Genomic DNA, 26,981 nt, shown 5'->3' on the forward strand with positions numbered 1-26,981 from the left:
TTGCTAGACGACGAGATTGACCAGCCGGCCGGGCACCACGATCACCTTGCGCGGGGTGGCACCCGCCAGGAAGGCCTGCACCTTTTCGTCGGCCAGCGCCGCGGCCTTCAGGATGTCCTCGCCGGCGTCGGGCGCCACCACCACCCGCCCCCGCACCTTGCCGTTGACCTGCACGGGATATTCGACGCTCTCCTCGACGAGATAGGCGGGGTCGGCCGCCGGAAACGGGCCGTGCGCCAGCGAGGTGGTGTGGCCCAGCCGCAGCCACAGTTCCTCGGCCATGTGCGGGGCCAGCGGCGCCAACATCAGCACCAGCGGCTCCACCGCCGCGCGCGGCGCCGCGTCGCGGTGCTCCTTGGTGAGGTGGTTGGTGTACTCGATCAGCTTGGCCGCCGCGGTGTTATTGCGCAGTGCCGCATAGTCTTCCGTCACCCCCGCGATGGTGCGGTGCAGGGCCCGCAGCGTCTCGGTGTCCAGCTCCCGCGGGCCGGCGTCGTCGACCACCCGGGTCTCGCCGGTGTCCTCGTCGACCACCAGCCGCCACACCCGCTGCAGGAAACGGTGGGCACCGACGACGTCCTTGGTGGCCCACGGCCGCGACGCCTCCAGCGGCCCCATCGACATCTCGTACACCCGCAGGGTGTCCGCGCCGTACTCGTCGCAGATCTCGTCGGGCGATATCGAGTTCTTCAGGCTCTTACCGATTTTCCCGAATTCCTGAAAAACTTCGATTTCGCCGTCGGGCCCCGAATAGACAAAGCGGCCGTCGCGCTCGATCACCTGCTCCGCCGGCACATACGACCCGCGAGCGTCGGTGTAGGCGAACGCCTGGATGTAGCCCTGGTTGATCAGCCGGCGGTAGGGCTCCCGGGAGCTGACCTGACCCAGGTCGTAGAGCACCTTGTGCCAGAACCGGCAATACATCAGGTGCAGCACCGCGTGTTCGGCGCCGCCGACGTACAGGTCGACGCCGCCCGGGTCGTCGGGGCCGTGTTCGGCCGGCCGCGGCCCCATCCAGTACGCCTCGTTTTCCCTGGCGCAGAACCGTTCCGGGTTGTGCGGGTCGGTGTACCGCAGCTCATACCAGGAGCTGGCCGCCCACTGCGGCATCACGTTGGTGTCGCGGGTATAGGGCTTCAGGCCGTCGCCGAGGTCCAGCTCGACGTGCACCCAATCGGTGGCCTTGGCCAGCGGCGGCGACGGCTCGCTGTCGGCGTCGTCGGGGTCGAACGACACCGGCGAGTAGTCGGGCACGTCGGGCAGCTCGACCGGCAGCGCGGCCTCGTCGAGCGGATGCGGGCGTCCGTCGCTGTCGTAGACGATCGGGAACGGCTCACCCCAGTACCGTTGTCGCGCGAAAAGCCAGTCGTGCAACTTGAATTCGATGCGCGCCCGGCCGCGGCCGTCGGCCTCCAGCCGCGCGATGATGGCCTCCTTCGCCGCCGCCACGCCCATTCCGTCGAGGTAGCCGGAGTTCACCAGCACGCCGTCGCCGGTGTAGGCCTCCTCCGAAATGTCGCCGCCGGCAATGACTTCCACGATCGGCAGGTGTAGCTCGCGGGCGAATTCCCAGTCGCGCTGGTCGTGGCCGGGGACCGCCATGATGGCCCCGGTGCCGTATCCGGCCAGCACGTAGTCGGCGACGAAGATCGGCACGGGTTTTCCGTTGGCCGGGTTGGTGGCGTAGCTGCCCAGGAAGACGCCGGTCTTGTCCTTGCTCTCCTGGCGCTCGAGGTCCGACTTCGCCGCGATGGCGCGGCGGTACGCGGCGACGGCCTCGGCCGGGCCGGCGGCCCCGAACGTCCACGCCGGGTCCACCCCGTCGGGCCAGGCGGGCGCGACCAGCTCGTCGACCAGGTCGTGTTCCGGGGCCAGCACCAGGTAGGTGGCGCCGAACAGGGTGTCGGGCCGCGTGGTGAACACCTCGATGTCGGTGACCTCGCCGTTGGTCTTGGTCGCGGAGAACAGCGCCTGGGCGCCGCGGGAGCGGCCGATCCAGTTGCGCTGCATCGTCTTGATCTTTTCCGGCCAGTCCAGTAGGTCGAGATCGTCGAGCAGCCGGTCGGCGTAGGCGGTGATGCGCATCATCCACTGCCGCAAGCGTTTCCGGAACACCGGAAAGTTGCCCCGGTCGCTGCGGCCCTCGGCGGTGACCTCCTCGTTGGCCAGCACGGTGCCCAGGCCCGGGCACCAATTGACCATCGCGTCGGACCGGTAGACCAGCCGGTGGCCGTCGATCACGTCGGCCCGCTCCCCCGCCGACAGCGCTGTCCAGTCCCGGCCGTCTTCGAGACGGCGTGCGCCGGAATCGAATTCGGCGATCAGCTCGGCGATCGGACGCGCCTTGCCGGCCGCGGTGTCGAACCACGCGTTGTAGATCTGCAGGAAGATCCACTGGGTCCACTTGTAGAAGTCGACGTCGGTGGTCGCAAAGCTTCGCCGGCTGTCGTGGCCGAGGCCCAGCCGGCCGAGCTGACGCCGGAAGTTCACCACGTTGGCCTCGGTCCTGGCGCGCGGGTGGGTGCCGGTTTGCACGGCGTACTGCTCGGCGGGCAGCCCGAAGGCGTCAAACCCCAACGCGTGCAGCACATTATGGCCGGTCATGCGGAAGTAGCGGGCGTAGACGTCGGTGGCGATGTAGCCCAGCGGGTGTCCGACGTGCAGTCCCTCGCCGGAGGGATAGGGAAACATGTCCTGCACGAACAGCTTGTCGTCGGGCACCGGGGACCCGTCGGCGGGGGCCAGCGAGCCGACCGGGTTGGGCACGTTGAACGTCCCCAGCCGCGCCCAGTTGTCCTGCCAGGTGCCTTCGATACGGTTCGCCAGCTCCGCGGTGTAGCGGTGTGGCGGCGCATCGGAGTCCGTCGGGGCACCGGCCGGGTTGCTGCCGGCCGCCGCGATCGGGGATTCGGTCACCTGAACAGGGTATAAGGGCGGGCGTCCCGCCCCCGCCGGCCACAGGTTGATCTCGGTTGCGTTGCGCACCGGTCAGAGGTTCATCCCAGGTGTGTTTCGGGCCTATTCACCGCGTTTGACCACTGGTTACAGTCAGCCTCTGTACTAACGCCTGAGTCGTTGGGAAGGACCTGGGAAGGACCGAGCCATGAGTCAGATCACCCCGAATTATCGGGTCTTAGGGGGTCTGGTCGCCGGCCTGATCGGCGTCGCGGTTTTTTCGGGCGCCCAGGCCTCGGCGGAACCCTTGGTCCCGGCGCCCCCACCCGCGCCCGCCGGTCCGGGTGTCGCCGCGCCGGCGCCCCAGAACGTCATCAGTCCCGGAGCGCTCAACGGGAACCGATTCACCGCCTCCCCGCCGTCGGCCAGCCCGGCGCCGACGGTGACCCCGGCGGGCTCCGGCACGATCCGCGAGTACCTGCAGGCAAAGGGCGTCAGGTTCGAGCCGCAAAAACCGCAGGGGTTCAAGGCGCTCGACATCACGCTGCCGGTGCCGCCGCGCTGGACGCAGGTGCCCGATCCCAATGTGCCCGACGCGTTCGCGGTGATCGCGGACCGGCAGGGCAACAGCGTTTACACATCGAACGCGCAGGTCGTGGTGTACAAGCTGGTGGGTGACTTCGATCCCAGGGACGCGATCACGCACGGCTACGTCGACAGCCAGAAACTGCTCGCCTGGCAGACCACCAACGCCTCGATGGCCGATTTCGGCGGCTTCCCGTCCTCGGTCATGGAGGGCACGTACCGTGACGGCGACATGCTGCTGAACACCTCGCGGCGCAACGTCATCGCCACGTCCGGCCACGACCGGTACCTGGTGTCGCTGTCGGTGACCACCGACCGCTCGCAGGCGGTCGCCGACGCCCCGGCCACCGACGCCATCATCAACGGGTTCCGGGTGACCGCGCCCGGGGCCGCGACGGCCGCGCCCGCACCGGCCCCGGTCAGCCCCCCGGCCGGGGTTCCGGCGCAGGCGCCGCAACACTCCCCCGTCGGGCTACCCGGGCAGACCCCCACCGGGGCGGCACCCGTCGGGCTTCCCGGGCAGGCGGCCGGTACCGCTCCCCTCGGGCTGCCCGGACAGGCGGCGGGGCAACCGCCCGCGGCGCAGCCGAGGCCAAACCTGTTGACCCTGGTGCCCGGGCTGCCGCCGCTGCCGAACTTCAGCTTCCTGCAGCGCTGATTCAGCGCCGACGCGCGCCCTGTGGAACCCGGCGCGCGGGTCGACGGCGGGACTCGTATTGTGATGCCCATGTTGATCGCGGGCGTGGTGTGCGTGTGCGCGGCGGTGGCCTCCGCCGGGTTCGGGACCTGGTCGCTGTCGCAAAGCGCCGTCGGCACCACACAGCTGGCGCTGCGCGCGTTGGCGCCGACACAGTTGGCCGCCGCGATAATGCTGGCCGCCGGCGGCGCGGTGGCGCTGGCCGCGTCCCCGCAAACCGCGCTGGTGGTGTTGATCGTCTGTGTCGCAGGCGCTTTCGGCACGCTTGCCGCCGGGTCGTTGCAGAGCGCGCGCTTCGCGCTGCGCCGGGAGGAAGCGGCCGCGTCCGGCTGCGCCGGCGACTGCGCCATGTGCACGCAGTCCTGCCACTGAGCGGCGCTAGTTGCGGCTGACGTCGATCGGGTGGGTCGCGAGCAGCGAAAGCGGCAGCGGCTGGCGGCGCAGCACCTGTCCCCACAGGTCGGCCCGGGGCCCGACCAGAACGTCGGATGGCAAGGCGGACAACACAATCCAGTCGTCGCGCTCGATCTCGCCCTCGAGCTGACCGATGGTCCAGCCCGAGTATCCGGCGAAGATCCGCACTCCCTCCACCACGGGCGCGATCAGGTCGGGCTCGGCGTCCAGGTCGACCATCACCATCCGGCCGGCCACATGCCGCAGGCCCGGCACGCCGTCCGGGTCGGCGCCCACTCGCAACGCCGCCAAACACAGTGCCGCGTCACGCTTGACGGGCCCGCCGATGAACATCGTCTTCGGCTTGGCGGCGAGTTTGGCCCACTGCGGCAACACGTTGTAGACCGCGGTCTCGCTGGACCGGTTGAGCACCACACCCAGTGTGCCGCCGTCGTTGTGCTCGACGATGTAGATCACGCTGCGCCGAAACGTCGGTTCGAGCAGGTCGGTGTTGGCGAGCAGCAACGTACCCGCGCGCACCCGCTGCGCGGCGGGAGCGACATGGTCCTCTGGATCTTCGGGCGGCACAGCACCATCATCGCATTCCCGCGGCATCGTCCGGTGGAAACGGGCCCGCCCCAGTCGCATTTGTAATGTTATTAGAGCGGCGTCGAGTTCGACGGCCCCCTGCCAGCCCCGATCGTGGAAGTCGGTTCTGTGTCTCAAACCCGGATGCGCACGCGAGCACGCGTCGAACTCTGGCGGTCGGTGCGCGGCCTGCCGGATTTCTGGCGATTGCTGCAGCTGCGCATGGCGAGCCAGTTCGGTGACGGCCTCTTCCAGGCGGGGATGGCGGGGGCGCTGCTGTTCAACCCCGATCGGGCCGCCGACCCGATGGCGATCGCGCGGGCGTTCGCGGTGCTGTTTCTGCCCTACTCGCTGCTGGGGCCGTTCGCCGGGGCGCTGATGGACCGGTGGGATCGCCGGCTGGTCCTCGTCGGCGCCAACATCGGCCGGCTGATGTTGATCGCGGTGATCGGCACGATCCTGGCGGTTCGCGCCGGCGAAATGCCGCTGCTCGTTGCGGCGCTGGTCGCCAACGGCCTGGGCCGGTTCGTGGCATCGGGGCTGTCGGCGTCGCTGCCGCATGTGGTTCCGCGTGAACAGGTGGTGACCATGAACTCGGTGGCCACCGCGGCGGGCGCGATCGCGGCCTTCCTCGGTGCCAACTTCATGCTGGTGCCCCGCTATATCGTCGGCGCCGGCGATCGGGGAGCGTCGGTCGTCATTTTCCTGGACGCGATCCCGGTGGCGACCGCGTTGCTGCTGTCGTGGCGGTTCGCCCCCCGGGTGCTCGGCCCGGACGACACCAAGCGTGCGATCCACGGATCGGCCGTCTACGCGGTGGTCACCGGCTGGCTGCACGGCGCGCGCACGGTCGTGAGCTACCCGACGGTGGCCGCCACCCTGTCCGGCCTGGCCGCGCACCGGATGGTGGTCGGCATCAACTCGCTGGTGTTGCTGCTGCTGGCGCATCACACGAAGGACCCGGCGGTCGGCGGGTTGGGCATCGCGCTGGTGTTCTTCGCCGCCTCGGGCCTCGGGTCCTTCCTGGCCACGGTGCTGACCCCGCCCACGGTGCGACGGTGGGGGCGCTACGCGGCGGCGAACGGCGCGCTGACGGCGGCCGCGCTGATCGAGTTCGCCGGGGCAGGGCTGTGGCTGCCCGTGATGGTGGCGTGCAGCTTCCTGCTCGGCGTGACCGGCCAGATGATCAAGCTGTGCGCCGATTCGGCGATGCAGATCGACGTCGACGACGCGCTGCGCGGCCACGTGTTCGCAGTGCAGGATGCGCTGTTCTGGGTCGCGTTCATCGCCTCGACCACGCTGGCCGCGACCGTGATTCCGCAAGACGGGCATGCGCCCGGGTTCGTGCTGTTCGGGTCGGCGCTGTACCTGCTCGGGCTCGTCGTTCACGGCGTCGTCGGCCGTCGGAGCCAGCCGGTGGGCGGCCGTTAAGGTGGGGCGATGATGGCGGGACCCGGGCCGATCGTGGCCGACTTGCGCGCCGAAAGCGACGACCTCGACGCGTTGGTGGCGCCCCTTCCGGCCGAGCGCTGGGCGGAACCGACGCCGGCGCCGGGCTGGACCATCGCGCACCAGATCGCGCACCTGTTGTGGACCGACCGGGTCGCGCTGACCGCGGTCACCGACGAGGCCGCGTTCGCCGAGGTGCTGGCCGCCGCGGCGGCGGATCCCGTCGGCTTCGTCGACGCCGCCGCCGAGGAGCTGGCGGGCGTGGCGCCGGCCGAGTTGCTTGCCGACTGGCGGGCGACCCGCGGCCGGTTGCACGAGGCGCTGCTGACGGTGGCCGACGGGCGCAAATTGCCGTGGTTCGGGCCGCCGATGAGCGCGGCCTCGATGGCGACCGCCCGGTTGATGGAGACCTGGGCGCACGGGCTCGACGTCGCAGACGCCCTGGGCGTCACCCGGCCCGCCTCCGAGCGGCTGCGCTCGATCGCGCACCTGGGGGTGCGGACCCGCGACTACGCGTTCGCCGTCAACAACCTGACTCCGCCGGCCGAGCCGTTCCTGGTCGAGCTGCGCGGACCCGGCGGCGACACGTGGTCATGGGGACCGCCGGACGCGGCCCAACGGGTCACGGGCTCCGCCGAGGACTTCTGCTTCCTGGTCACCCAGCGGCGCCCGCTGAGCGCGCTGGACGTCGCGGCGCATGGGACGGACGCCCAGCGCTGGCTGGAGATCGCGCAAGCCTTTGCCGGCCCACCGGGCCCCGGCCGCTGAGCGCGACCTACGCGTCCTGCGGGTCCGTCCTGTCGCCGCCGACCACGACCCGGGCGCGCGTCACGGCGTCCTTGTCCGACTCGGGACCGGTCCCGCGCGCCAGCATGCCCGCCGGCGACATCGGCATCGGGGTTCCGCCCATCCCGGTCGACGTCGTGGGCCCGCGCACGTCGGCGGCGTTGAGCACGCCCGCGCGCAGGCTGGTCGGTCGGCCGCCGGCCTCCGGCTCGAAACTGCTGGTGGGGCGGGTGTAGCTGGTCAGCGCGGCGCCCGGGAAGCCGCCGGCTCCGACCCCGCCGCCGACGCCCGCGGCGCCCGCCCCTCCCGCGGCCCCGCCGCCGGCCAGCACCGGTTCCGCGAGGGCGCCGGCCGAAGCGTTCGGCGCCCCGGCCGCCGAGAACATCCCGGTCATCGACGACAGGAAGCCTTGCGGCATGCTGCCGACGCTTTGAAACGCGTCCATCGGCGCCTTCAACGCGTCCTGCAGCGGCTGGGTCATGCCGGACACCATCTGCATCGGCTGGCCGAACATCGAACTGAGCTGGCCGCCGGCATCGGCGGGCGCCGAACCCGCCTGCCCCGCGGCCTGGGTGGCCTGACCCGACGCCTGCACCGCATTGTTCATGCCGCTCTGCGCCGCCGCTTGGGCGACCGCCTCACCCGCGGCCGCCGGGGCGGCCGGCGACGCGCCCATCGGCGCGAACGGTGGGGGAACGGCCAATGCGGCGGTCAACGCGCTCAGCGCGGCGGAGTAGGCCCAGCCCACGCTCGCATTGTGCGGCCAGTGATCGCCGTGGTACTCGGACTCGTGCGCCACGATGTTCGGGCCGTTGATCCCCATGAAATTCGTGTCGTACAGCGCCTGGGTCTCGACGCGATTCCTGATCGACATCACCGACGGGATCACCGATGACCGCGCAATGGTAAACGCCTCCACCGCGGCCTGCGTGACGCCGATCTTGTGTGCCGTCCACCCCACCAGGGTGTGCAGCCCGACGTTAAGTCCGGTGTTGGCCACCAGCGACGCGACCGCACCGGCGCCCTGCCAGTTCGCGGCCGTGGCCATGGCGTTGACCGTGGACAGGCCGGCGGCCAATTCCTTGTTCGCGGTTTCGGCGACCCACACCGCGTTGTTCGCGATCACCGACGCCGGGCTGCCCGCCTCGAAGATCAGCGCGACCGTTTCGGGGGGACCGCTGAATCTGGGGTCGGCCATTGGTGCTTACGGCTTACGGGCTACAGGGCGCTGGCGGCCGCGCGCGCCGCCTCGGTGGCCTCGGTGGTGGCAGAAGCCAGACCCTGGGCGCCCGAAAAGGCGGCCCGCTGGCCGACGTGCTCGCCCGCGGTCGTCAGGTAGGCCGCCCCGGTGGCATTCAGCGCGGCCGCGAATTCCGCCGAGTCGGCGTCCGTGGCCATGGGCATCACGCCGGTGAGCGCCGCAGCTCCGGCCGCTGTGGTGGCCGCCATCTCCTCGCTGATCCCAGCCTCCGCGGCCGACGACAAGTTGACGGCCCCCGGAACCATGCCGAACGATGTCATTTCTGCCTCCGTGTATTAAGTGCCCGGTCCACCCGCAGGGGGGATATATACCCCCAATGCCCGAGCTTCCCACCCATATGTTGTGTCCGCGGCGAAACCGCGCGGAATTGCCTGATTCTATGGTGGTCACCAGTGGGTGTCGACTCACCCGTCGGCTCCATTAACTGGAGCTACCGGCCGCCCCGCCCGGGTCACCCCATTCGGGATCTCCGACCAGCACCCCTTCCATCGCCCCGTCGGTCGTGACCAGCAGGCCGCGGCCGGGGGGAAGTTGCTGGGCGCTCACCCTGCCGAACACCTTCACCGCCGCCGGGTCGTTGTCCATGAACAGCGTGGGCGCCCGCGAGCTGGTCATCTTCTGCACGAACGGGTTGGTCACCGACACCCCGGCCCAGTTCCCGGGCAACCGGGAGGCGATCACGTGCAGGCCGATCTCGCGGCTGCGCTCCATCAAGCCCCACAGCGGCGCGGTTGCCGCGTTCTTGCCGATCACCCCGTGCGGCCGCAGCTCCTGCTCGTCGTCGATCAGGATGAAATGCTGTGGGCCCTCCCACGTGCTGCGGCTCAGCAACTCCTCCTGGCTCAGCCCCGAGGGTGGGAGGCGGTCGCGCAGGACGGCCGCCAGCCCCTCGATCACCTCGTCGATGTCGTCGGCCGTGTAGGCGTACGCGCGCACATGCGGACCCCGGATCTTGCCGATCAGCGATGTCTTGGGGTCGACGATGGTGATCTGCGCCTGCTCGGGATCGAACCGGCTCATGATCGCCTGTCCGAACGCCGCCAGCGTCGTGGTCTTGCCGCACAGCTGGCGGCCCAGGACGAGCATGTTCGGCAGCGTTCGCGCCGGCAGGGCAACCGGCTGCAGCGCGCTTTCGCCGATCGCAAACGGGATGTTGAGCGGGTCGGCCGCCTCGGCGGTGGCCGCGAACGCGCCAATGATCTGGCCGAGCTCGACCCGCTCGGGCAGTCGCGCCAACCTCTCCAGCCGGCCCGCGCCGGTCACGTCGGCGATGACCGCGCCGATGTCGCGCGTCGCCACCCGCTCACCCGTGGCCGACGTGAGCTCCGGCACCCCGACGAGCAGCTCGTGACCTTGCCGGGTGACCCCGAAGCCGGGCCGGTCCAGGGTGTTGCGCGCGGCCTTCCTGCGCTCGAAGCCCTCACCCATCTGGGTCTCGTCGGGGTTGCTCAAGCGCAGCTGGATGCGCGCGTTCGACACGTTGACCAACTGCTGCTTTTGCCCCACCAACCACGCCGTGGCGCTGGTCATGACGTGCACGCCGTAGGACAGGCCCTGGCGGGCGATCCCGATCAGGCGGTCCCCGAGCGGGGTGTACTTCTCGTACAGGTCGCTGAAGTTGTCGACGACGAGGAAGACGTCGCCGAACTTGTCGTCGGGGTCGGTGCCGCCGCCCGCCGCCGCGCCGCCGAACCGCCGTTCCCGGAACTCGGAGATGTCGATCTGGTACTGCTTGAACGACGCCTCGCGGGCCAGGATCAGCCCCTCGACCGAGGCGATGGTCCGCGACACCCCTTCGGTGTCGGTCTGGCTGACGACGGACGCCACGTGCGGCAGCTCTTCGACCGGATACAACGACGCCCCGACCGCGAAGAACGTGACCCGCTCGGGCCGATACATCAGCGCGGCCGACGCCATCAACGTCATCAGCGTGGTGGACTTGCCGCGCTGAGCGGTCGCGACCACCATGATGTTGTCCATCTCGGCGTCGATGGCGTGCACCCGCTGGTCGTGCTCCTCGGGAATGTCCACGATGCCGACCGGGAACACCAGTCCCGGGTTCTGCCCGTAGTCGACGTGCCATGGCTTGCCGCGCCAGCGTCCGACGAGCGCGTCGATGGGCTCGCTGACTTCCAAAGGCGGAAGCCAGATTTGGTGCGGTGGGCGCGCGGGGTGGGAGCTCAGCGACTCGCGGATGATGTCGACGAGCTTCTTCTTGCGGAAGCCGTCGGCGTGGAAGAGGAACTCGTCGGGCTCCTCGGGCTCGTCCGCGACGGCCAGGGCCGCGGCGTCCGCCTCGCTGAGCGGCTGGTACGCCCACGTGAACGCCCGCGGTTGCGAAAAGCTCACGGCCACGGTCTTGTTCACGTTGACCACCCGTTTGGGCACCACGAAGGGCGCCGACACGTAGAAGCACCGGAACTGCTCCAGGTCGCGCGGTCCGACCTTGAGCAGTGCGTACCCGTTTTCCTTCGACGGCAGGTGCAGCGCCGCGTCGCTGCCGATCACGTCGCGCGAGTCCTCCGCGGTCTCCGCGCGCAGGGCGACGCGGAATGCGATGTTGCTCTTGGCTTTACTCAGCGACGACAGGTCCAGCCGCTGACCGCCGAGGGTGAAGAAGACGTTGCAGCCGCGGCCCTCCTGGCCAATGTGAATGACGAGATCGATCCACTCGGGATGGTGGATGAACAACTCGAGGTATTCGTCGATGATGACCAGCAGGATCGGTACCGGCTCCAGGTCCCTGCCGGCGAGGCGCATCTCCTCGTACTCGTTGGCGTCGCGGGCGCCGGCCTCCTTGAAAAGCCGGTAACGCCTGGCGATCTCGCCGTTGATCGCCTTGCGCATCCGCTCGGCCAAATGCCGGTCGTCCTTGCCCAGGTTGGACAACGAACCCGCGACGTGCGGAAACCCCTGCAGGTCCTGGGCCGCCGACTCGAATTTCATGTCGACGAAGATCACGATGAACGATTCCGGCGAGTGCGTCAGCGCGATCCCGCTGCACAACGACAGGAAGTACTCCGACTTCCCCGAGCCCGATGTCCCGATCACGACGGAGTGAAACCCGAAGCCGCCGAAATCCTTGGCGCGCAGGATGATGTATTGCAGCTCGCCGCCTTGCTTGACGCCGACGGGGACCATCGCCCATTTGTGGTCGCCGCGGCCGCGGCTCTCGGCCCAGAGCCTGTCCACGTCGAGTTCCCGCGGGTCGCTGATCCCCAACGCCCGCAGCAGTTCGCCGCCCTGGCTATCGGTCTCCGACAACTCTCCGGCGGTCATCGGGGACCAGCGGGCGAGCGCCCGCGCGTACCGACTGGCGGTGCTCTCGGCGAGCATGTCGGCCACCGCGTAGAAGGTGCCGCGGTGGGTGAGCCGGCCCTCGCGCAGCCCGAAACGCTCGCTGTCGTCGGTGAATCCGACGCCGACGCCGGGTCGGGTCGCCAGCCGCAACACGGTGATGCCGGCCATGCCCTTCTGACCGGTCACACCCTCCCATTGCTCGGGCGTGCCGACGTTGTCGTCGACGATCACCCAGTGCGGGCCCAGCGCCAGGCCCGGGGCCGACTCCATCGGCGACGGCATCGACGTCGGGCTGGTCCCGACCGGCGGCGCCCACGGCCCGCGACCCTTGCGGTGCAGCTCGGGGTCGAGCGCCTCTTCCAGTTCCGTCGGCGACGCGAACACGAGCCGGCGCAGCCCGCACGCGTCGAACATCTCGTCGTGCTGATTGTGCGGCAGCCACACGATCCAGGACCACAGCTCGGGGTGGCGGGTGACCACCATGAGCTTGACGTCGTTGGGGCCGTGATAGACGGCCAGGGAACACAGGATCGCCCGGGCGAAGCTGTGCAGCTCGCCGGGATCGTCGCCGATGAAGCTGAACCCGGGCTTCGACCGCAGGCTCAGCACCTTGCCGATGCCGCGTATCTTGCTCTGCTCGAGGATGAAATCCCTTAGCGCGCCGCCGGTTACGGGTTCGAGCTCTTCGCCGATGGGCACGTCGGGCCACTGCAGCGACACCGCCGATTCGCTGGCCTGCTGCACGCCGATCCCCAGGCGCACGTCGAGGAAGTCGGGGTCACCCGGGCGCCGCTCCCACATCCGCGGACCGCCGATGACGGTGTCCAGCTTCTGCGGGTCGCCGTGCACGAACAGCTGGCTGCGCCGCTGTTCCTGAGCGGCGCGCTGGACTTCTTCGCGGTCCTCGTCGAGCTGGCGCAGATAGCTGCGGCGCTGCTTTTCCTGCTCACCCCAGGTGATTCGGCGTCCCCGGCCGAAGCGGCCGCTGAACATCAGCGTCCCGAAACCGACCAGCCCGATCATCGGGAAGAAGCCGGACTGCAACGAACGGATTCCCGAGGCGTACATCACCACCAGGGTGCCGATGATCCCGACCAGCAGCGCCGGCACGGCGATCATCAGCAGAATGTTGCGCGGCTCCCGCTCGGGCAGCGCCAGCGGCGCGGCGACGGCGACCCGCACCGGCGGAACGCTCGGCGGCGGCTTGCGGCGGCCGCGGACGAAACCTCTTTTTGACATTGCTCAACCCCCGCTTGTCTGGTCGCTGGAATCTGGAATGGGCGCCACGGCGCCGCCCCCGGACACCGAATCGCGCGCCACCAGCGCGGCGTCGCGACTGATCGCCGGGCCGGGCGCGAACGTCCGCACTATCGGCCAGGGCGCTTGCACCGCCAAACGCGGATCGAGCCCCAGCGCCTTGAGTGTGCGCTGATCCGATTGGATGCCGTACCGAACACCTTGCGGCGAAAGCCAATACAGGCTCTCCCGGCTGTCGGACGTGCTGACGCCGCTTGTGGTGGTGACGAAGTTCGCCGCACCTGGCAGCATCAAGGTCTGTTGTGCCTCGGGCGAATTGGGGTCGCGGTCGTCGCGGACCAGATGCACGACGCGATCGTCCATGCCGATCGGGACCGGCAAACCCCGCCCGCTGAAGACGGTGATCCTGGCCTGCGGGTCGCCGGGTTGCTTTTCCCATCCCACGCACGTCACCGGATTCGCCGAGGTGTCAATGAATTCCATCTTGCCCGACGGGTAGTAGTCGACGTCGAGCACGTCGACGACCGGGATCTGGATCAGCTTGTCGGGCGCGACCAGGACCGGTGTCGTCGTGCCCTCCGAATCCGCGGTGCGCAACAAGTCCGCGACGAAACTGGTGATCTTCTGCACGCCCGTCGGCAACAACACATAGAAGCCGTTGACGGTGCCGTTGGCGTCGCGGGTTTCCAGCACGCTGCCCACCGTCGAGCCCGGCAGCCACCGCGATGGCGTGCCGTGACCCGGAATCACCGGCAGCACAAGGGGTTCCGTCGAGGGCATCGCATCGAAAAGGGCGTTGGAGATCTCGATCGGATACGTCACGCCGGGGTCAAGACCGAGGTTGAACGTCACCGACCGGTCGGTCGGGTCGATGCGGGAGCGTTGCCCCTTCCAGATCACGTAGGTCGCGCCCTTGTGGGTCACCAGGATGGCCTGCGCCGGGCCCATGGCCGCCGACCGGCCGAACGGCGAGAGCTGGCCCGCGATGGATGTCACCACCGGAGAAGTTCCGCTGCCCCGGGTGGCCGCGGTGTCGCAGACCGACCAGGCCGACACGGCGCTCGCCGTGATCGGCAGGCTGTCCGGCGCCCCCGGAATGCCGATCATCGCGCCCGTCGGGTACTTTGCGATCTCGCTCGCCTTGACCCAGGTGGGCGCGCTCGCGTTGCCGATCGCCAGCCGCGCGGAGGTCAGGTTGAGCGCGGGGTAGAGGCGTCCGTTGATCTTCGCGTAGACCGCGCCGGTGTCCCGGTCGCCGATGATGGCCGACTGGCCGACCAACCCCGCGGGCTTCATCACGTGCAGCAACGCCATCCAGCCGAGGCCGATGAGGACGAGCACGATGGACAACGCCACCGCCGCTTGCTGTTTGCGGTCGTCGTGCTTCATCCGCACCGAGAACCTGGTGATCGCGGCCCGCAACCGCCGGTTGTAAAACAGGTGCCCCGAATTCTGATCCCGGTTGGACAGATTGAGCGGCACGGTCCTTCTCCTTTCGGCGGTCGATGCGGTTGTGCTGCATCGACCCCGACGTCACTGCAGCTGGCCCCCATATCTTTCCCGGTTATCGGCCTCCGCCTCCTCGCGGAGGGCGGCGATCACCAGGTTCAGCCTGTCGGCCAATTCTCCATGGGCGTAGCCGGTCATCACGCCCGGATGCAGCGTCAACTCGAGCAACCTACCGTCGGAGTTCGCCACCGCACGAATATCGCCCATGTCCACGCTGTACGTGACCGTCTCGGCCTGCGCGACAAGAGCCTCCCACTTGTCGGCGGCCTCGCTCAATTCACGCAAAACCGATTCGACGAGATCCTTGTCGCTCAGATTCGCGCGACTGCCCGATCCCGACACGCTGTCAGTATCGTTGACCCCTCCAACCAGCGTCAATTCATGGATTTGGGGAGTTCGGCGGTCCACTGGCTGGGCGGCGGCTCGTCGAGCTTCCGGAACCAGGCGAGGTGATAGTTCGCCGATATCGAGTCCCCGGTGACAAGGCTTTCGGTGGCGGCCAGCAACAGGCAGTTGAGCAAGAGCGCGGACCCGGCGTCGGGATACTGGGTCAGGAGTTGGTGGCGCGCAGTATCGAGGTGGACCCGCAACAGGTCGACTTCTTCCGCTACGACGCCGGTACCCGCGGCGGCCGCCTTGGCCAAGGTATGCACCATCCGGGGCAGACCGTCGCGCCAGTGCGTAGCTCGCCCCAGCTCCCAGCCCAGATCGTCGACCGCCGGCAGTTCTCGGGGCTGCACCGACGATTCCGTCGCCGCGAAGTCGGCCGGCCGGCCGATCGCGTCGCCCGGGGTGTAGGTCGCCATCCGCGCCGCCTCGCCGATCAGCGCGGAGACCTTCCCGGCGCGCCGCCCGGGCTCCAGCAGCCGCACGCCCGCCGGGAGGCTGATCCCCGGAGGTATCCAGCCGTGCGCGAGGTCGGTGACCAACAGCGTCGTGCCGTCCGCGAGATCGGCGACGGCCCAGCTCAGCCGCGGTTCCTGATGGACGACGAACGCGAGTTGCCGCCGCAGCCGTTCGTCGTCGGATTCGGCCACCGCCGGGAGCTCGACGGTCTCGGGGACCTCCGGGATCTCCGGGATTTCCGGGATTTCCGGTTCCTCCGGGGTTTCCGGTTCCTCGGGGATTTCTGGTTCCTCCGGGATTTCCGGTTCGTCGGCGACCGGCGCGGGCTGCGGTGCCTCCGGGGCCTCGCCGGCCGCCGGCTCCGGCGTGATGATCGTCGTGACGGCGTCGTCCTCGTCGGGGGCCCGATGCCGGGCGGGCGAAATCTCGGGAACCTCGGGAACCTCGGGCTCGCCCGGGGCCTCGGCCACCGCGGCATCCGGCGCCGGGGGAGCGGCGGGTTCCACATCCGCGACGACCGGGATGACTTGCGTCTGGTGGATGTCCCTGCTCGCGAACCGCTGGGTGACCTGCGGGCGCCGATGTCCCGCGAGCATCTCGGCCTTGATCGCGCGCACATGGCGAAGCGTCGATTCGACTCGCCGCTCGGCGTGGGCGCGGGCTTCGTCGATGACTCGTGCCTCTTCGGCCTCCCGGGTGGAATCGGTCATGCCCGCCCGCTTGATGGCCCGCAGCTGATTGTTGGCGCGACGGGTGACCCGCTGCAGGTCCTCCCTGAGATAGTCTGCGAGCGCGGCGGTTTCGCCGGTAGTGGTCGACAGTTCGTCAGGCCAAAGCCCGCCTGTCACCCAGGGGGTGCAGTCGACCTGAGAGCTGAAGGCCGGAATCTCCAGTGATTCCCGGGTAGCTCTCCGGAGGCGCTGGCGCGCCGCGATCCGACCGAAGATAGCCACCGGCCAAGCCTACCGGCATCCGGCAGATGCTTTATGCGGACGGTGAATTGTGCGGATGCGACGGCCTGGGTAGCGTGGGGGCATGGCTGATTCTGCGCTGCAGCAGCAGCTCGACGAGGTCCGCGCTCTGCTGAGCCGCGCGCGAGAGTTGTTCGGCGCCAATCCCATCGAGCCACCAACCGATATCGCACCCGATCCCGACATCGTCAAGACCTGGGTTCTGTAGGCTAACGCGCGTCATCGCGGCGGCGCAGTTTGTGCGCCAGCAACTTCTCGATCGCCGCATCCAGGTCGTGCGGGGTCGGCACCGCCGCGGACGGGGTGTGCCCGGCCGCCACGATTTCGTCGCGAACCTCTAGCAACGCCTTCAGGCACGACACATCGGCGGTCAAAAGGATGCCCCTTGCCAGGGTTTGGGCGTCGGTGTCCATCGCCTCTTCGCTCAGGGCGACGCTGTGCATGTAGCCGCCGCGGCACGAGCGGACCAGGATGTGTCCGCTCGGGTGAACCGTGTCGAAGGCCGGATTGGCGTCTGTCATCGACCGCCGTCGACGATGCCGCCGAGCTTGCCGGCCGCATCTTCCTCGTGCTGGTCCCACACCGCCGCCGACGTATTCAGTTTGTGCGCCATCTCGGCGTGATCGTTGGCTTGTTGCTCGTAGCACTGGCGGCGGAGCTCGAGCAGCTCCCGTCCCGCGTCGCGAAGTTCGCCGAAGATGGGCCCCAGTGAGTCCAGGCTCTCCTGAATCGCAGGGTGCGACGACGGCACGGTCCGCAAGTACTCGGAGGTGTCCTGGTGATGCGCGGCGGCGTCACGTAAATGCGCGGGCACCACATGGATTCGGTCTGCCATCTGTTGTCTCCTGTTCATGCCGTGGTCGACGTGCCTGCCGGGCGGGTGGGCGCCGGTGCGTCGTCAGTGGCCGGCGCGGTCGCGACCGCCACCGGCGGATGCTCCCAGCCTAGAAAGCTTGGCCCGGTTACGGTGGCGATGTGCTGAATCTGCCCGTCGAGAAGGGCCTTCTCGTGGCCGAGGGCCAGCGCGTGCCGGTCGGTGAACATGCCGATGTCGCCCGGCGCGACTTGCAGCGCGTCGATCGGGTTGGTGACCGCGGTGCCCGGCGCGGGAATGGTAATTCCCTGCTGGTGGAAGGCATCCGCGATCGACGCCCCGCCGGTCGCGGCCTTGATCGCCGCGGCCAGCTGCGGGCTGGCGGCGGTCACGGTGTCGCCGTCGGGCAGGGTCACCGGCGTCGGGCCCGCCGGCTGCGGTTCGCGCTTGTCGGCTGACTCGTCCTGTTCGCGCTGTTCGTCCTCCGCGTGCTTGTCGGCTTCCTCGGGCGAGGCGTGGTCCATCGCGTCGACGTCTTCCGCCCCCGCCAGCCCGTCGTCCATACCCCCCGGATCGGTGCGCTCTTGCGGCCCGCCGAACGGCAACCCACCCGGGCCGCCCCAACCGGCCGGTGAGGCCGGCGCTGCGCCCAGCCCGGGTAGACCACCAAAGTTGGGAACGCTCGGCGCGACCGGCGCCGCCGGCGTGGTGGATGTTGGGCCCTGCCCGGATTGGTCCCCGGCCGGCAGCCCGGGATCGTCGGCCAGCAGCGAATCGAGTAACGGATCCCAGCCGGGGTCGGCAACATCCGCGGATTGGCCGGCGGTGCCGCGCATGGGTGCACTCGTGGCGGCGCCAGGCGCCGGTCCGCTTTCGCGCGAAGCGCTCGGCGCGCCCTTGGACGCGTCGTACAGCGCCGTCCACGCGGCCATCAGTGCTGACTTCGACGTGTCGTCGAGGCTCGCGTTCGCGACCACCGACCGAATGTCCCTGAGCTTGCCGATGAGGAACCGCTGGAAATCGCGTGCGCCCGCGGGCGTGTCCAGATCGGACCGGGTTTGGACGGCCGCTTCGGTCTCGTGCTGCAACTTGGTCAGCGCTTCTCTGCCCTCGACGGTCTTCAGGTGCGCGTTCATGATGGCCGAAACCACTTGCAGGTCGAGCTGCGAGCTTGCCGAATTCTGGTGTGCCAGAGCGGCTTCGGCCTCCGCTATGGCCTCGGCGGCGGCACCCTCCTGCCGATCCGGCAGCGGTCCGCCCGGCAGCGCGCGGGCGTCGAACAGGTCGGGGTGCTGCCGCCGGATCTTGAGCAGAATCGCATCGAGGGTTTCCGCACGCGTGGTGGGGGTGACCACGGCGGTCAGCTCGGCCGGCGTCAAACCCGCCTGCCAGGCGTTGGGATCGCCGGTGCGGTCGCGCACGCGTTTGACCGTGGTGAGCAGTTCGTCGTAAGTCGACATCGTCTAGGCGAACAACGCTGCGTCCCGGTGCGGGCGGTGTCGCGACCCCTCCATGCCGCGTGACAGTACTCAGGCGCAAACTCGGCGACAATTCACCTCGACGGGCCTGTGAATGAACGCACCGCGCGGCGTTCGGCTAGCCCGGGGAGACGGTGTAGTGCGCCCGGAGCTCTTCCAGCACAGCACTTTTCGCACGGTCGAGCTCGTGCGCATCGGCGACGATCGCCGCGATCTCGCGTTGCTTGGCGACCAGGAAACGCTGAAACTCACGGACCCCCAACGGAGTATCGAGAGCAAGGTCGTTCCGATCCGGTGCCGCGCGTTCGATTTCGTCGGCGATCGCATCGAGCCGGCGGATGCTCTCCCGTATCGCGGTGTGAGCGTTGGCAAGCACCTCGGCCAGCACGCGGTCGGCGTCGGCGACCGTACCGTGTTGGTCTGCTAGCGCCGCCTGACGCGCCTGAATGGCGGCTAGCGAAGGCCCGGACGGTTCCGACATGGGTTCAACCTATTCATCGTGCCCAGCTGGATCCGGGCGGTCGTTGCTTCTCATATCGGTCGGCGGATCGCAACGTTACTGCCCAGCTGGCTGATCCGCACCGAGGCGCCCGAGTAGGGGGCCTCGACCACCAGGTTGTTCCCGATGGCCAGCTGTACGTGTCCCGCATGGGGAAAGACGAGATCGCCCGGACGGACTTGCGAACGGGGCACCGGGATCCCGTCGTTGATCTGCTGATACGTGGTGCGGTCCAGGTGAATACCCGCCTGCGCGTAGGCCCATTGGACCAACCCCGAGCAGTCGAACTGGTCGGGGCCCGTCGCGCCCCAGACATACGGCCGGCCCAACCGTGACAGGGCGGCGCGCACCGCCATCCCGGCACGGCCGTTCGGTAACGGCAGCCGCAGCCCGGCCAGTCCCCGGCCGCGATGGTGCGACATCCGGTACCGCAGCGCGCGCAACGCCGCTGAATGCCGCCGGGCGCGAAGCCGGGTCGCCAGCACGTGCGCCCGTTGCGCGTGCAGCCGGGCGACGCGGCGCCGCATCGCCTCCCGTTGGGCCATCGGGGTAACAGGGGTGGTGGCGGCATCGGCGCGAGCCTCGTCGAGGACGTTCTTGGTCAGCTCGCGCGCCTGCGCCCGATCTCGGTGGGCAGCGGCGATCACGCCCGTCGCCGCGGCATCCGTGCGCGCCGTCGACCGCAATGTCTCCCGTCCGCGCTCCGCCAGCAGTCCGTAATCACCATGGACCACACCACTATTCAGTTCTGCAGATCGCGACAGCAATCTTCTGTAATGCCCTGGGTCCGCGTCCAGCGTCGCGTGCGAAGTGCTGCCGGTAAACATCTGATGCGCGCGACTCAGCGCCGCGATGTCGCTTTCGATCACTGTTCCCCCTCGTCAGTGTCCGCGTCCGTCGTGACCTCGTTCGTCGTGGGGTGAGCCGTCGTGTCCTGGGTCGTCGACTCGACGGCGTCCGTGAAAGCGCGCACGCGGGGGAGCGCTCCGGCCGGGATGACCCCGCGGTTGCGGATGTCCCACATTTCGTCGCTGCCGACACCGAGCAATGCCGCGACGATCGGCTCCGGCAGCGACGAGCGCGCGCAAGCCCGATCAAAGCGCGCGCTCAAGCTGGCTGGCATCCGCTCCAGCAGCGCGCTGCGCGTCGCCTCGAGCTCCCGTAGATGCTGCATGAGCCGATCCGTCGAGTCGGCGCCGGCGTTCACGGCCACCCGCCATGAGCTGGCGGCCAGCATCTCTGCCTTCACGCATTGTGCGATCACAGAGAGAATATACGTCTCATATTCGTTTGATGTCGTCGCCGGCAACCGATCGATGACAGATTTGAGGGCGTCGAGTTGCGCTTCGGCATAACCTTCCAGCACTTCGGTGTCGCTGTGACGGTCGACGACCACCGTGCCGGCGGGCCGCGCGGACGCCGGTTCGGGCGGCTGCGCGGCGAGCAACCGGGCCAGCTCCGCGTCCGGATCGGCGGCCACCAACAACCGCGAGTAGGTGCCGGGCGGCAGACCCAGCCCATTCTCGACCTTCTGAACTGTGCTTTTGTGGGGCTTGCGGGCCCCGCGCTCCAGATAGCTCAGTCCCATGACGCTGACGCCGGTCGCGGCGGCGAGTTCGGCTAGCGACCAGTCGCGCGACTCGCGCAACGCGCGGATGGCGGCGCCGGCCGATTCACGGCTCACGGCAGGCTCCGGCCATAGGCCGGATATTACACAGGCTGGGTCGCTAGGCCCTGTATATACGTTTTTGTCACGTTTCGCTTGCGCTAACCGGTTATGTGCGTATACGCTTTTGCCTACGTTTCATTCGACAAGGAGACCAGCATGGGACATCCCTGCGCAGCCAACCCGGAACTATGGTTCGGCTATCCCGACGATGACGGTGGCGACGGCGCGGCAAAGGCGCGCGCTTACGAGCAGTCGGCCACCGAAGCGCGGCTGCAATGCCTGCGCCGTTGCCCGTTGGCGCAGCAGCGGCGGTGTGCCCAGCACGCCATCGCGCACCGCGAGGAGTACGGCGTCTGGGCGGGCGTCAAACTTCCGGGTGGGCAGTACCGCAAGCGCGAACAGCTCGCGCGTGCCCACGACGTCCTCCGGCGCATCGCCGCGGGCGAGATCAACTCCCGCCAGCTGCCCGAAAACGCGGCCCTGCTGGCCCGCCGCGAACATGACGTCGTCGCGGCGCCCGCGGTGGTGGTGCACCTGCCGCTCGCGCACGTCGGGCCCCGCTCGGCTGCCTGAGAAACGCCCTGGCGGTCGGCAGTTTGTTGCCCCGGCATACGGGGTAGTGCGCATCCATGGCGTTCGACCTGACTCCGACGGCCGCACAGCACGACCTGGCCCGGCGCACCCACGAGTTCGCCGAAGAAGTCATCCGCCCGGTCGCGCTCGGCTACGACCAGCGGCAGGAGTTTCCCTGGCCGGTGCTGGAGGAGGCGGCCCAGCGCGGCTTCTACAGTCCGCTGTTCTACCGCGATTTGATCGGTGATCCGACCGGCATCTCGCTGCCGATGTTCATGGAGGAGCTTTTTTGGGGCTGCGCCGGAATCGGGTTGGCGATCGTCATGCCGGCGCTGGCGCTGTCGGCGATCGGCCAAGCCGCTTCCCCCGAGCAGATGTTGGAGTGGGCGCCCGAATGTTTCGGCACACCAGGCGATCTCAAACTTGCCGCGCTGGCGATCTCCGAACCCGAGGGCGGCAGCGACGTCCGCAACCTGCGCACCCATGCCCGCCGCGACGGGGACAACTGGGTGATCAACGGCCACAAGATGTGGATCGGCAATGGCGGCATCGCCAACGTGCACGTCGTCAACGCGGTGGTCGACGAGGAACTCGGCCACCGCGGTCAGGCGCTGTTCGTGGTGCCCGGCGGCACGCCCGGACTGAAGATGGTGCGGAAGCTCGACAAGCTGGGTTGCCGGGCGTCCCACACCGCCGAGTTGCTTTTGGAGGACGTCCGGGTTCCCGCGGCCAACCTGCTTGGCGGGCAAGACAAGCTCGAACACAAGCTCGCCAAGGCGCGCGAGGCGGCGGCGGGCGGACAACGTTCCGGCTCCGCGACTTTGGGCACCTTCGAGCAGACCCGCCCGATGGTCGCCGCGCAGGCGATCGGGATCGCGCGCGCGGCGCTGGAGTACGCGACGTCCTATGCCACCCAACGGGAAGCGTTCGGGGGACCGATTATCGACAACCAGGGCATCGCGTTCCCGTTGGCGGACCTGGCCACCCAGATCGACGCCGCCCGGCTGCTGACCTGGCGTGCGTCGTGGATGGCCGCCAACAACGTCGCCTTCGAGCGGGGGGAGGGCTCGATGTCGAAACTCGCCGCCAGCGAGGTGGCCGTCAAGGCCACCGAACGCGCCATCCAGACCATGGGCGGCTGGGGCTACGTCACCGACCACCCGGTGGAGAAGTGGTATCGAGATGCCAAGCTGTACACCATCTTTGAGGGCACCAGCGAGATTCAGCGGATGGTCATCTCGAACGCGCTGGGCGCCGCCGTAGGTACACCGCCGCTGCATGTGGTGATCGAGCCGTCCGGGGGACCACTGAACCGGGTTTTCGGTCGCGGCACGCCATTGCGTTCTCGCGCCGCAGACGTCGCGTTGTCGATGCAGGATCGGATTCCCGAGCCGGTGATGCGGCTCGCCATGAAGGTGCTGCGCCCGCCCGGGCGATGACCGGGGCTTGGGTATCGTCGCGGTATTGGCGCCGTCCGGCACCCACGATGGAGGGTGAACGATGAGCAACCTCGAAGCCGCGCCGGCCGAAGTGGCCTGTAGCGCTTCACGGGTTGCGGGCATCGAGGTGCTACATCCACGGGAAGTCCCGCTGGGCGGCCCGAGGGCGCTACCCGTCCAGCGCACGCTTCCGCAACGGCAGCGCTCGTTGATCGGCGCGTGGTGCTTTGTCGACCACTACGGCCCCGTGACCGCGAGCATGGACGTGCCGCCCCACCCGCACACCGGGTTGCAGACCGTGAGTTGGTTGTTCAGTGGGGAAGTGGAGCACCGCGACAGCGCCGGCGTGCACGCCATGGTCCGCCCCGGCGAGCTGAACCTGATGACGGCGGGTGCGGGCATCTGTCATTCCGAAGTGTCGGTGGGGTCGGGCACCGTTCTGCACGGCGTGCAGCTGTGGGTGGCGCTGCCTGATTCCGATCGCGATACCGGACGCGACTTCGTTCACTATGCGCCCGAGCCGATTTCGCTGCGCGGCGCGGTGGCGCGGGTGTTCATCGGGGAGCTGGCCGGCGGCCGTTCACCGGTGCGCGCGTTCACACCGCTGCTCGGCGCCCAGCTCGACCTTGACGCGAACGCTGAACTACAGCTCGACGTCAACCCGGCATTCGAACACGGCGTGCTGTGCGATGCCGGTGGCGTGCGGATGGGCGGGACCGCTCTGGCGGTCGCCGACCTTGCTTACCAGGGTCCCGGCACCTCGACACTGCGGCTGCAGAATATGGGGGAGCGGCCAACGCGAGTTCTGCTGCTGGGCGGGGCGTCCTTCACCGAAGAGCTGGTGATGTGGTGGAACTTCGTCGGGCGCAGCCACGACGACATCGTCAGCTATCGCCAATTGTGGCAGGACGCCGACGAGCGGTTCGGCGCCGTCCAGGGGTATCGGGGGCCTGTCGCCCGGCTGCCCGCACCGCCGCTGCCGACCACCCGGCTGCGGCCTCGACCCATACCGGAGAGAAAGGATCCCGAATGACCACCGACAAGACCGGTGCGCCGACCACCGTCACCGCGAGGCACCAGACCTACACCATTGCCGTCGACGGAAAGACCGTCGGCCACGCCGACTATGCGGACCGTGGCGACCAGCGCGTGTTCCACCACACCGTGGTCGATCCCGAATTCGGCGGCCGCGGCCTGGCGACCATCCTGGTCGAAGAAGCACTCGATGACGCCCGTCGTGCAGGCAAACGCATCGTCCCCGTGTGCTCGATGGTTGAAACGGTGCTCAAGAAGCATCCCCAATTCGATGACATCACCGACCCGGTCACCGCCGAGGTCACGGCGTGGTCAAAAACTCAGCCCAACGGCTGAGGCCCGTTTCGGTGGCGTCGGGCCGTTTTCTCGAGCTAGTACAAAAGCCGGTCGCCTTCATGGTCGGGTTGACTCATCCAACCCTTGGGTTCCAACGCTATTCGACTTTCGCCAGCGCAGTTATGACGGATTTCCTTGCGCGCCTGCGGGATTCGTTCCTAACGGAGCCCCTCGCTAACCATCTGTTCAATCTCATCGACCGATTTGTTCATCAGGTGACTAAATATGGTCGCGTAGGGCTCCATCAAAATGGCGCGTCCACTGCTTGATCGCACTTCGGCGATTCCTTCGGTTATAGGATTCAACTCGACCTCCGGACTGACGCCTAAGGAATACAGTTGCGGTCCCAGCCTCGGAGCACCGACGACCCCTCGAGCGCTGGAAGCCCAGATCCATATCAGGTATTTTTCGGCTAGTTCGAAAGTGGATAGTTTGGCCGTTCCATCATGGCGTTGTCCGCGGTCGTCCACGGTATCTACAATCCACCAAGTTCCGTCGTTCCTGAGATGGACTGAGTAGTCGGTGGATTCGAACAAGAGTTGACAGTCATCGCAGTCGGTAGACACGGATATGTTGCCGAGTTGCGCCAGATTGGACCATGCAAACCAGTTCTGCGACAGTCGGGCGAAATTTGCCATCACTTACGAACCTCTTTCAGGTATCCAGACTCAAGCAGGGCATCCACCGGGGCGTCCTTCCCATCTGGCCCGATAACTCGATATTGCGTCCCGCCCCCCGGCTGGTGGAACCAGGGCGCTACTTCAGATTCCTCAATGTGGTAGCCGCGCGGCAGCGCTTCCGGGTTATCTACGACGTATTGAAAGTAGGGCTTGAGAGCACTATCCGGCGGGAGTGAAAGTTCGGCGAATGGGGTTCCCTGAGCAGCCATGTAGGAACCTCCGGGGTAGCCGAAGCGACTGAGAACCGTTCCTTCGGGCAGCTGTGCGTCGGGCATGACGGTGCCGGGTACCGCGTAGGGCTTGGTGGGGAGGCTGTCGTCGGGATAGATAAGGCTGCCATCGGGCCTGGTGAATTCTGGGCCCGGTTCGATCGGTTGGTATCCGTGAAACAGCGGATGGTCCGAGGGCAGCGGTGGCGGTGGCGACTGGTCAACGACCGGTGGTGGAGTGTGCGGAACGTCAGGTACCGGCAAATGTTCTCCGGGAGCGTGTTCCGCAATGCCGCCGCCCTGACCTCCCGGCGGCGTGTGCTCGACCACGGGTGACGGGCCGGGATGCGCTCCGGGCAGAGGCTCCCCGCCCGCGCCGGGCAGTGTGCGTGGTGGGAGATCCGCCTGGGCGATTGCCGCACGCGCCTCGGCCGCGCTCAATGCGCGGGGCAGCACGTTGTCTGAAGTCAGGCCCGTCATTAGGGCTTCACGACTGAAGAGGGTTTTGAGCCCCTGCCACGCGGCTTCGCCGCCGGCCTTGAGTTCGGGTCCGCCGACGGCCAGGGTGATCACGCTCCACAGGGGTTCCGGCGTGGCTTCCACCTTGCCGGGGTCCAGCGTGCGCATGCCGGTCAACTTGCCGTCTTTGAAGGTGTAGGACGTGCCGGTGGCTTGGTCGAAGAATTCGCCGGCACCGTTCTTGAGCTGCCCGACGACCTGCACCGGCTGCCCGTCAACGTTGTAGGTGAACATGAATCGACCGTCGGCGGTGGTGCTGACGGACGCGGGGTCGATGGTGTTGTAGTCGGGAATCTTGCCCAGGTCGTCGATGGCGCGGGCGAGGTCGGCCTTGAGCTTCGGCAAGCTCTGGGCCGCGGCCTCTCCTTCCGGGGAGCCCGGGCCCTTGGTGTAGAGGGTCGCCAGGGCTTTGTCGACGGCGTCCTGCGCGGCGCGCACTTTGCCCATCTGATCCACCACGGCCTGGTTGGTGACTTGGCGGAGGTCGGTCAGCTCGCCACTCTGCAGCGCGGACGGCGGGGGCGCAGGGTCACTATCGACGCCGTGGATGGCGGCCGGATCGTATCCCTCGCCTCGCAAGTTCTGCAGCGATTTCTGCAGGCAACCGGTGTAGCCGTCGCGCGTTAACTGGATCTGCGCCAGCGTGGCCTGAGTGTCTTTGATGGCGTCCTCTTCGCAGGCACCAATGAAGGCTTCGAGTTGGGCCATCTCATCAGGGGTGACATCGGGATCGTCTTCTTCATCCAGCGCTTGGCCGATCAAGTCGTCGAGCCGCTGCAAATGATCCTCGAGCGTCGCGATCTGCCCACTTGCGGATCCTTGCGCTTCGGCAAGTGCGGCGGCGATGTTTTCCAGGTCGACGCCGATCTTGGGCAGCTGCAGGGACTGCGCACCGAGCGACCGGACGACGAACTGCACTTCGGCGGAGTCATTGATCGGGTGCTCGCCGTTCTCCCGATTCCAGGCCGCCTCGAAGCGGCGACGTGCTTCGTCGAACGCGGCGTTGGCCTCGGTGGTGCATCGGCCCGCGGCATGGAAGGCCTCCGCCAAGTCGGAGATCTGGGCCGGGCGGCCGGCTTGCAAGCTCTTGTTGATCGCGCAAGGATCGCCTCCGGCCTCGGCGACCAGCAGCGCGATGCTTATGTAGCGCAGCTGCATCGCGCCGCCCGCATGCTCGCGGCGCTGCGCATATC

Annotated in this window: 25 protein-coding genes; 9 read left to right on the top strand and 16 right to left on the bottom strand. The window is 68.4% G+C overall.

Annotated elements, in window-relative coordinates:
* Positions 1–3: 3 nt before the first annotated feature.
* Complete coding sequence (gene leuS, locus OQ968_RS06075) at positions 4–2,916, bottom strand: leucine--tRNA ligase (protein WP_420715839.1); 2,913 nt, start codon at positions 2,914–2,916, stop codon at positions 4–6.
* A 187-nt stretch (positions 2,917–3,103) separates the two neighbouring features.
* Between leuS and OQ968_RS06080 the strand changes: the two genes are divergently transcribed.
* Together OQ968_RS06080 and OQ968_RS06085 are read left to right on the top strand one after the other, a co-directional pair.
* Positions 3,104–4,138 carry an LpqN/LpqT family lipoprotein gene (locus OQ968_RS06080; RefSeq protein WP_324675702.1) on the top strand — a complete coding sequence of 345 codons (1,035 nt, stop codon included), beginning with the start codon at positions 3,104–3,106 and terminating at the stop codon, positions 4,136–4,138.
* Between the two features lie 69 nt (positions 4,139–4,207).
* Positions 4,208–4,549 (top strand): hypothetical protein, encoded by a 342-nt coding sequence (locus OQ968_RS06085; protein ID WP_324675704.1) that lies wholly within the window; start codon positions 4,208–4,210, stop codon positions 4,547–4,549.
* A gap of 6 nt (positions 4,550–4,555) precedes the next feature.
* On the opposite strand, the gene OQ968_RS06090 is transcribed toward OQ968_RS06085, so the two are convergent.
* Positions 4,556–5,185 carry a YqgE/AlgH family protein gene (locus tag OQ968_RS06090; protein ID WP_420715850.1) on the bottom strand — a complete coding sequence of 210 codons (630 nt, stop codon included), beginning with the start codon at positions 5,183–5,185 and terminating at the stop codon, positions 4,556–4,558.
* A gap of 117 nt (positions 5,186–5,302) precedes the next feature.
* On the opposite strand from OQ968_RS06090, the gene OQ968_RS06095 reads away from it, so the two are divergent.
* Positions 5,303–6,589: an MFS transporter gene (locus OQ968_RS06095; protein WP_324675708.1), complete on the top strand. Its 1,287-nt coding sequence runs from the start codon at positions 5,303–5,305 to the stop codon at positions 6,587–6,589.
* Positions 6,590–6,601: 12 nt separating this feature from the next.
* On the top strand, positions 6,602–7,375 hold the full coding sequence (locus tag OQ968_RS06100; RefSeq protein WP_324675962.1) for a TIGR03084 family metal-binding protein: 774 nt from the start codon (positions 6,602–6,604) through the stop codon (positions 7,373–7,375).
* A gap of 7 nt (positions 7,376–7,382) precedes the next feature.
* On the opposite strand, the gene OQ968_RS06105 is transcribed toward OQ968_RS06100, so the two are convergent.
* The 6 genes from OQ968_RS06105 to OQ968_RS06130 form a co-directional block, all read right to left on the bottom strand.
* Positions 7,383–8,591 carry a PPE domain-containing protein gene (locus OQ968_RS06105; protein ID WP_324675710.1) on the bottom strand — a complete coding sequence of 403 codons (1,209 nt, stop codon included), beginning with the start codon at positions 8,589–8,591 and terminating at the stop codon, positions 7,383–7,385.
* Positions 8,592–8,611: 20 nt separating this feature from the next.
* Positions 8,612–8,914 (bottom strand): PE family protein, encoded by a 303-nt coding sequence (locus OQ968_RS06110; RefSeq protein ID WP_324675712.1) that lies wholly within the window; start codon positions 8,912–8,914, stop codon positions 8,612–8,614.
* Positions 8,915–9,074: 160 nt separating this feature from the next.
* Positions 9,075–13,193: a type VII secretion protein EccCa gene (eccCa, locus tag OQ968_RS06115; RefSeq protein ID WP_324675713.1), complete on the bottom strand. Its 4,119-nt coding sequence runs from the start codon at positions 13,191–13,193 to the stop codon at positions 9,075–9,077.
* A 3-nt stretch (positions 13,194–13,196) separates the two neighbouring features.
* Positions 13,197–14,693: a type VII secretion protein EccB gene (gene eccB, locus OQ968_RS06120; protein ID WP_324675715.1), complete on the bottom strand. Its 1,497-nt coding sequence runs from the start codon at positions 14,691–14,693 to the stop codon at positions 13,197–13,199.
* Between the two features lie 51 nt (positions 14,694–14,744).
* Complete coding sequence (locus OQ968_RS06125) at positions 14,745–15,062, bottom strand: DUF2710 family protein (protein ID WP_324675964.1); 318 nt, start codon at positions 15,060–15,062, stop codon at positions 14,745–14,747.
* Between the two features lie 32 nt (positions 15,063–15,094).
* The gene (locus OQ968_RS06130) at positions 15,095–16,519 is read right to left on the bottom strand and encodes a DUF5631 domain-containing protein (protein ID WP_324675717.1); all 1,425 of its coding nucleotides are present in this window, start codon (positions 16,517–16,519) and stop codon (positions 15,095–15,097) included.
* 82 nt (positions 16,520–16,601) lie between these two features.
* On the opposite strand from OQ968_RS06130, the gene OQ968_RS06135 reads away from it, so the two are divergent.
* Complete coding sequence (locus OQ968_RS06135) at positions 16,602–16,745, top strand: hypothetical protein (RefSeq protein ID WP_324675719.1); 144 nt, start codon at positions 16,602–16,604, stop codon at positions 16,743–16,745.
* A 1-nt stretch (position 16,746) separates the two neighbouring features.
* Here OQ968_RS06135 and OQ968_RS06140 read toward each other — a convergent pair whose 3' ends face one another.
* From OQ968_RS06140 to OQ968_RS06165, 6 genes are all read right to left on the bottom strand, one after another.
* Positions 16,747–17,058: a DUF2694 family protein gene (locus OQ968_RS06140; protein WP_324675721.1), complete on the bottom strand. Its 312-nt coding sequence runs from the start codon at positions 17,056–17,058 to the stop codon at positions 16,747–16,749.
* On the bottom strand, positions 17,055–17,372 hold the full coding sequence (locus OQ968_RS06145; RefSeq protein ID WP_324675723.1) for an ESX-1 secretion-associated protein: 318 nt from the start codon (positions 17,370–17,372) through the stop codon (positions 17,055–17,057). Before OQ968_RS06145 ends, OQ968_RS06140 begins: the two co-directional genes overlap by 4 nt.
* Positions 17,373–17,386: 14 nt before the next feature.
* On the bottom strand, positions 17,387–18,811 hold the full coding sequence (locus OQ968_RS06150) for a DUF4226 domain-containing protein (protein WP_324675725.1): 1,425 nt from the start codon (positions 18,809–18,811) through the stop codon (positions 17,387–17,389).
* Positions 18,812–18,947: 136 nt separating this feature from the next.
* Complete coding sequence (locus OQ968_RS06155) at positions 18,948–19,310, bottom strand: DUF4226 domain-containing protein (RefSeq protein ID WP_324675727.1); 363 nt, start codon at positions 19,308–19,310, stop codon at positions 18,948–18,950.
* Positions 19,311–19,360: 50 nt separating this feature from the next.
* Entirely contained in the window at positions 19,361–20,155 is a 795-nt protein-coding gene (locus OQ968_RS06160; protein WP_420715851.1) for a C40 family peptidase, read from the bottom strand.
* Positions 20,156–20,193: 38 nt separating this feature from the next.
* Positions 20,194–21,012, bottom strand: coding sequence for a helix-turn-helix transcriptional regulator (locus OQ968_RS06165; protein ID WP_324675731.1), 819 nt, complete (start codon positions 21,010–21,012; stop codon positions 20,194–20,196).
* 141 nt (positions 21,013–21,153) lie between these two features.
* On the opposite strand from OQ968_RS06165, the gene OQ968_RS06170 reads away from it, so the two are divergent.
* The 4 genes from OQ968_RS06170 (at position 21,154) to OQ968_RS06185 (ending at position 24,380) form a co-directional block, all read left to right on the top strand.
* Positions 21,154–21,570 (top strand): WhiB family transcriptional regulator, encoded by a 417-nt coding sequence (locus OQ968_RS06170; protein WP_324675733.1) that lies wholly within the window; start codon positions 21,154–21,156, stop codon positions 21,568–21,570.
* A gap of 56 nt (positions 21,571–21,626) precedes the next feature.
* Complete coding sequence (locus tag OQ968_RS06175; RefSeq protein WP_324675735.1) at positions 21,627–23,009, top strand: acyl-CoA dehydrogenase family protein; 1,383 nt, start codon at positions 21,627–21,629, stop codon at positions 23,007–23,009.
* Positions 23,010–23,070: 61 nt separating this feature from the next.
* On the top strand, positions 23,071–24,042 hold the full coding sequence (locus OQ968_RS06180) for a pirin family protein (protein ID WP_324675738.1): 972 nt from the start codon (positions 23,071–23,073) through the stop codon (positions 24,040–24,042).
* Positions 24,039–24,380 (top strand): GNAT family N-acetyltransferase, encoded by a 342-nt coding sequence (locus tag OQ968_RS06185; RefSeq protein WP_324675740.1) that lies wholly within the window; start codon positions 24,039–24,041, stop codon positions 24,378–24,380. The genes OQ968_RS06180 and OQ968_RS06185 overlap by 4 nt, the downstream gene beginning before the upstream one ends.
* A gap of 158 nt (positions 24,381–24,538) precedes the next feature.
* On the opposite strand, the gene OQ968_RS06190 is transcribed toward OQ968_RS06185, so the two are convergent.
* Together OQ968_RS06190 and OQ968_RS06195 are read right to left on the bottom strand one after the other, a co-directional pair.
* A complete protein-coding gene (locus tag OQ968_RS06190) occupies positions 24,539–25,021 on the bottom strand; it encodes a hypothetical protein (protein ID WP_324675742.1) in 483 nt (160 codons plus the stop codon).
* Positions 25,018–26,946 carry a TNT domain-containing protein gene (locus OQ968_RS06195; RefSeq protein WP_324675744.1) on the bottom strand — a complete coding sequence of 643 codons (1,929 nt, stop codon included), beginning with the start codon at positions 26,944–26,946 and terminating at the stop codon, positions 25,018–25,020. Before OQ968_RS06195 ends, OQ968_RS06190 begins: the two co-directional genes overlap by 4 nt.
* Positions 26,947–26,981: the final 35 nt, after the last annotated feature.

The sequence above is a fragment of the Mycobacterium sp. 663a-19 genome (assembly GCF_035616495.1).
GTDB lineage: Bacteria > Actinomycetota > Actinomycetes > Mycobacteriales > Mycobacteriaceae > Mycobacterium.

What these genes read in the sequence shown, in the direction of transcription:
- OQ968_RS06080 (WP_324675702.1), top strand. Translation starts at nt 3,104, where the DNA reads ATGAGTCAGATCACCCCGAATTATCGGGTCTTAGGGGGTCTGGTCGCC.
- OQ968_RS06085 (WP_324675704.1), top strand. Translation starts at nt 4,208, where the DNA reads ATGTTGATCGCGGGCGTGGTGTGCGTGTGCGCGGCGGTGGCCTCCGCC.
- OQ968_RS06090 (WP_420715850.1), bottom strand. Translation starts at nt 5,185, where the DNA reads ATGCCGCGGGAATGCGATGATGGTGCTGTGCCGCCCGAAGATCCAGAG.
- OQ968_RS06095 (WP_324675708.1), top strand. Translation starts at nt 5,303, where the DNA reads ATGCGCACGCGAGCACGCGTCGAACTCTGGCGGTCGGTGCGCGGCCTG.
- OQ968_RS06100 (WP_324675962.1), top strand. Translation starts at nt 6,602, where the DNA reads ATGGCGGGACCCGGGCCGATCGTGGCCGACTTGCGCGCCGAAAGCGAC.
- OQ968_RS06105 (WP_324675710.1), bottom strand. Translation starts at nt 8,591, where the DNA reads ATGGCCGACCCCAGATTCAGCGGTCCCCCCGAAACGGTCGCGCTGATC.
- OQ968_RS06110 (WP_324675712.1), bottom strand. Translation starts at nt 8,914, where the DNA reads ATGACATCGTTCGGCATGGTTCCGGGGGCCGTCAACTTGTCGTCGGCC.
- eccCa (WP_324675713.1), bottom strand. Translation starts at nt 13,193, where the DNA reads ATGTCAAAAAGAGGTTTCGTCCGCGGCCGCCGCAAGCCGCCGCCGAGC.
- OQ968_RS06135 (WP_324675719.1), top strand. Translation starts at nt 16,602, where the DNA reads ATGGCTGATTCTGCGCTGCAGCAGCAGCTCGACGAGGTCCGCGCTCTG.
- OQ968_RS06140 (WP_324675721.1), bottom strand. Translation starts at nt 17,058, where the DNA reads ATGACAGACGCCAATCCGGCCTTCGACACGGTTCACCCGAGCGGACAC.
- OQ968_RS06145 (WP_324675723.1), bottom strand. Translation starts at nt 17,372, where the DNA reads ATGGCAGACCGAATCCATGTGGTGCCCGCGCATTTACGTGACGCCGCC.
- OQ968_RS06150 (WP_324675725.1), bottom strand. Translation starts at nt 18,811, where the DNA reads ATGTCGACTTACGACGAACTGCTCACCACGGTCAAACGCGTGCGCGAC.
- OQ968_RS06155 (WP_324675727.1), bottom strand. Translation starts at nt 19,310, where the DNA reads ATGTCGGAACCGTCCGGGCCTTCGCTAGCCGCCATTCAGGCGCGTCAG.
- OQ968_RS06160 (WP_420715851.1), bottom strand. Translation starts at nt 20,155, where the DNA reads ATGTTTACCGGCAGCACTTCGCACGCGACGCTGGACGCGGACCCAGGG.
- OQ968_RS06170 (WP_324675733.1), top strand. Translation starts at nt 21,154, where the DNA reads ATGGGACATCCCTGCGCAGCCAACCCGGAACTATGGTTCGGCTATCCC.
- OQ968_RS06175 (WP_324675735.1), top strand. Translation starts at nt 21,627, where the DNA reads ATGGCGTTCGACCTGACTCCGACGGCCGCACAGCACGACCTGGCCCGG.
- OQ968_RS06180 (WP_324675738.1), top strand. Translation starts at nt 23,071, where the DNA reads ATGAGCAACCTCGAAGCCGCGCCGGCCGAAGTGGCCTGTAGCGCTTCA.
- OQ968_RS06185 (WP_324675740.1), top strand. Translation starts at nt 24,039, where the DNA reads ATGACCACCGACAAGACCGGTGCGCCGACCACCGTCACCGCGAGGCAC.
- OQ968_RS06195 (WP_324675744.1), bottom strand. Translation starts at nt 26,946, where the DNA reads ATGCAGCTGCGCTACATAAGCATCGCGCTGCTGGTCGCCGAGGCCGGA.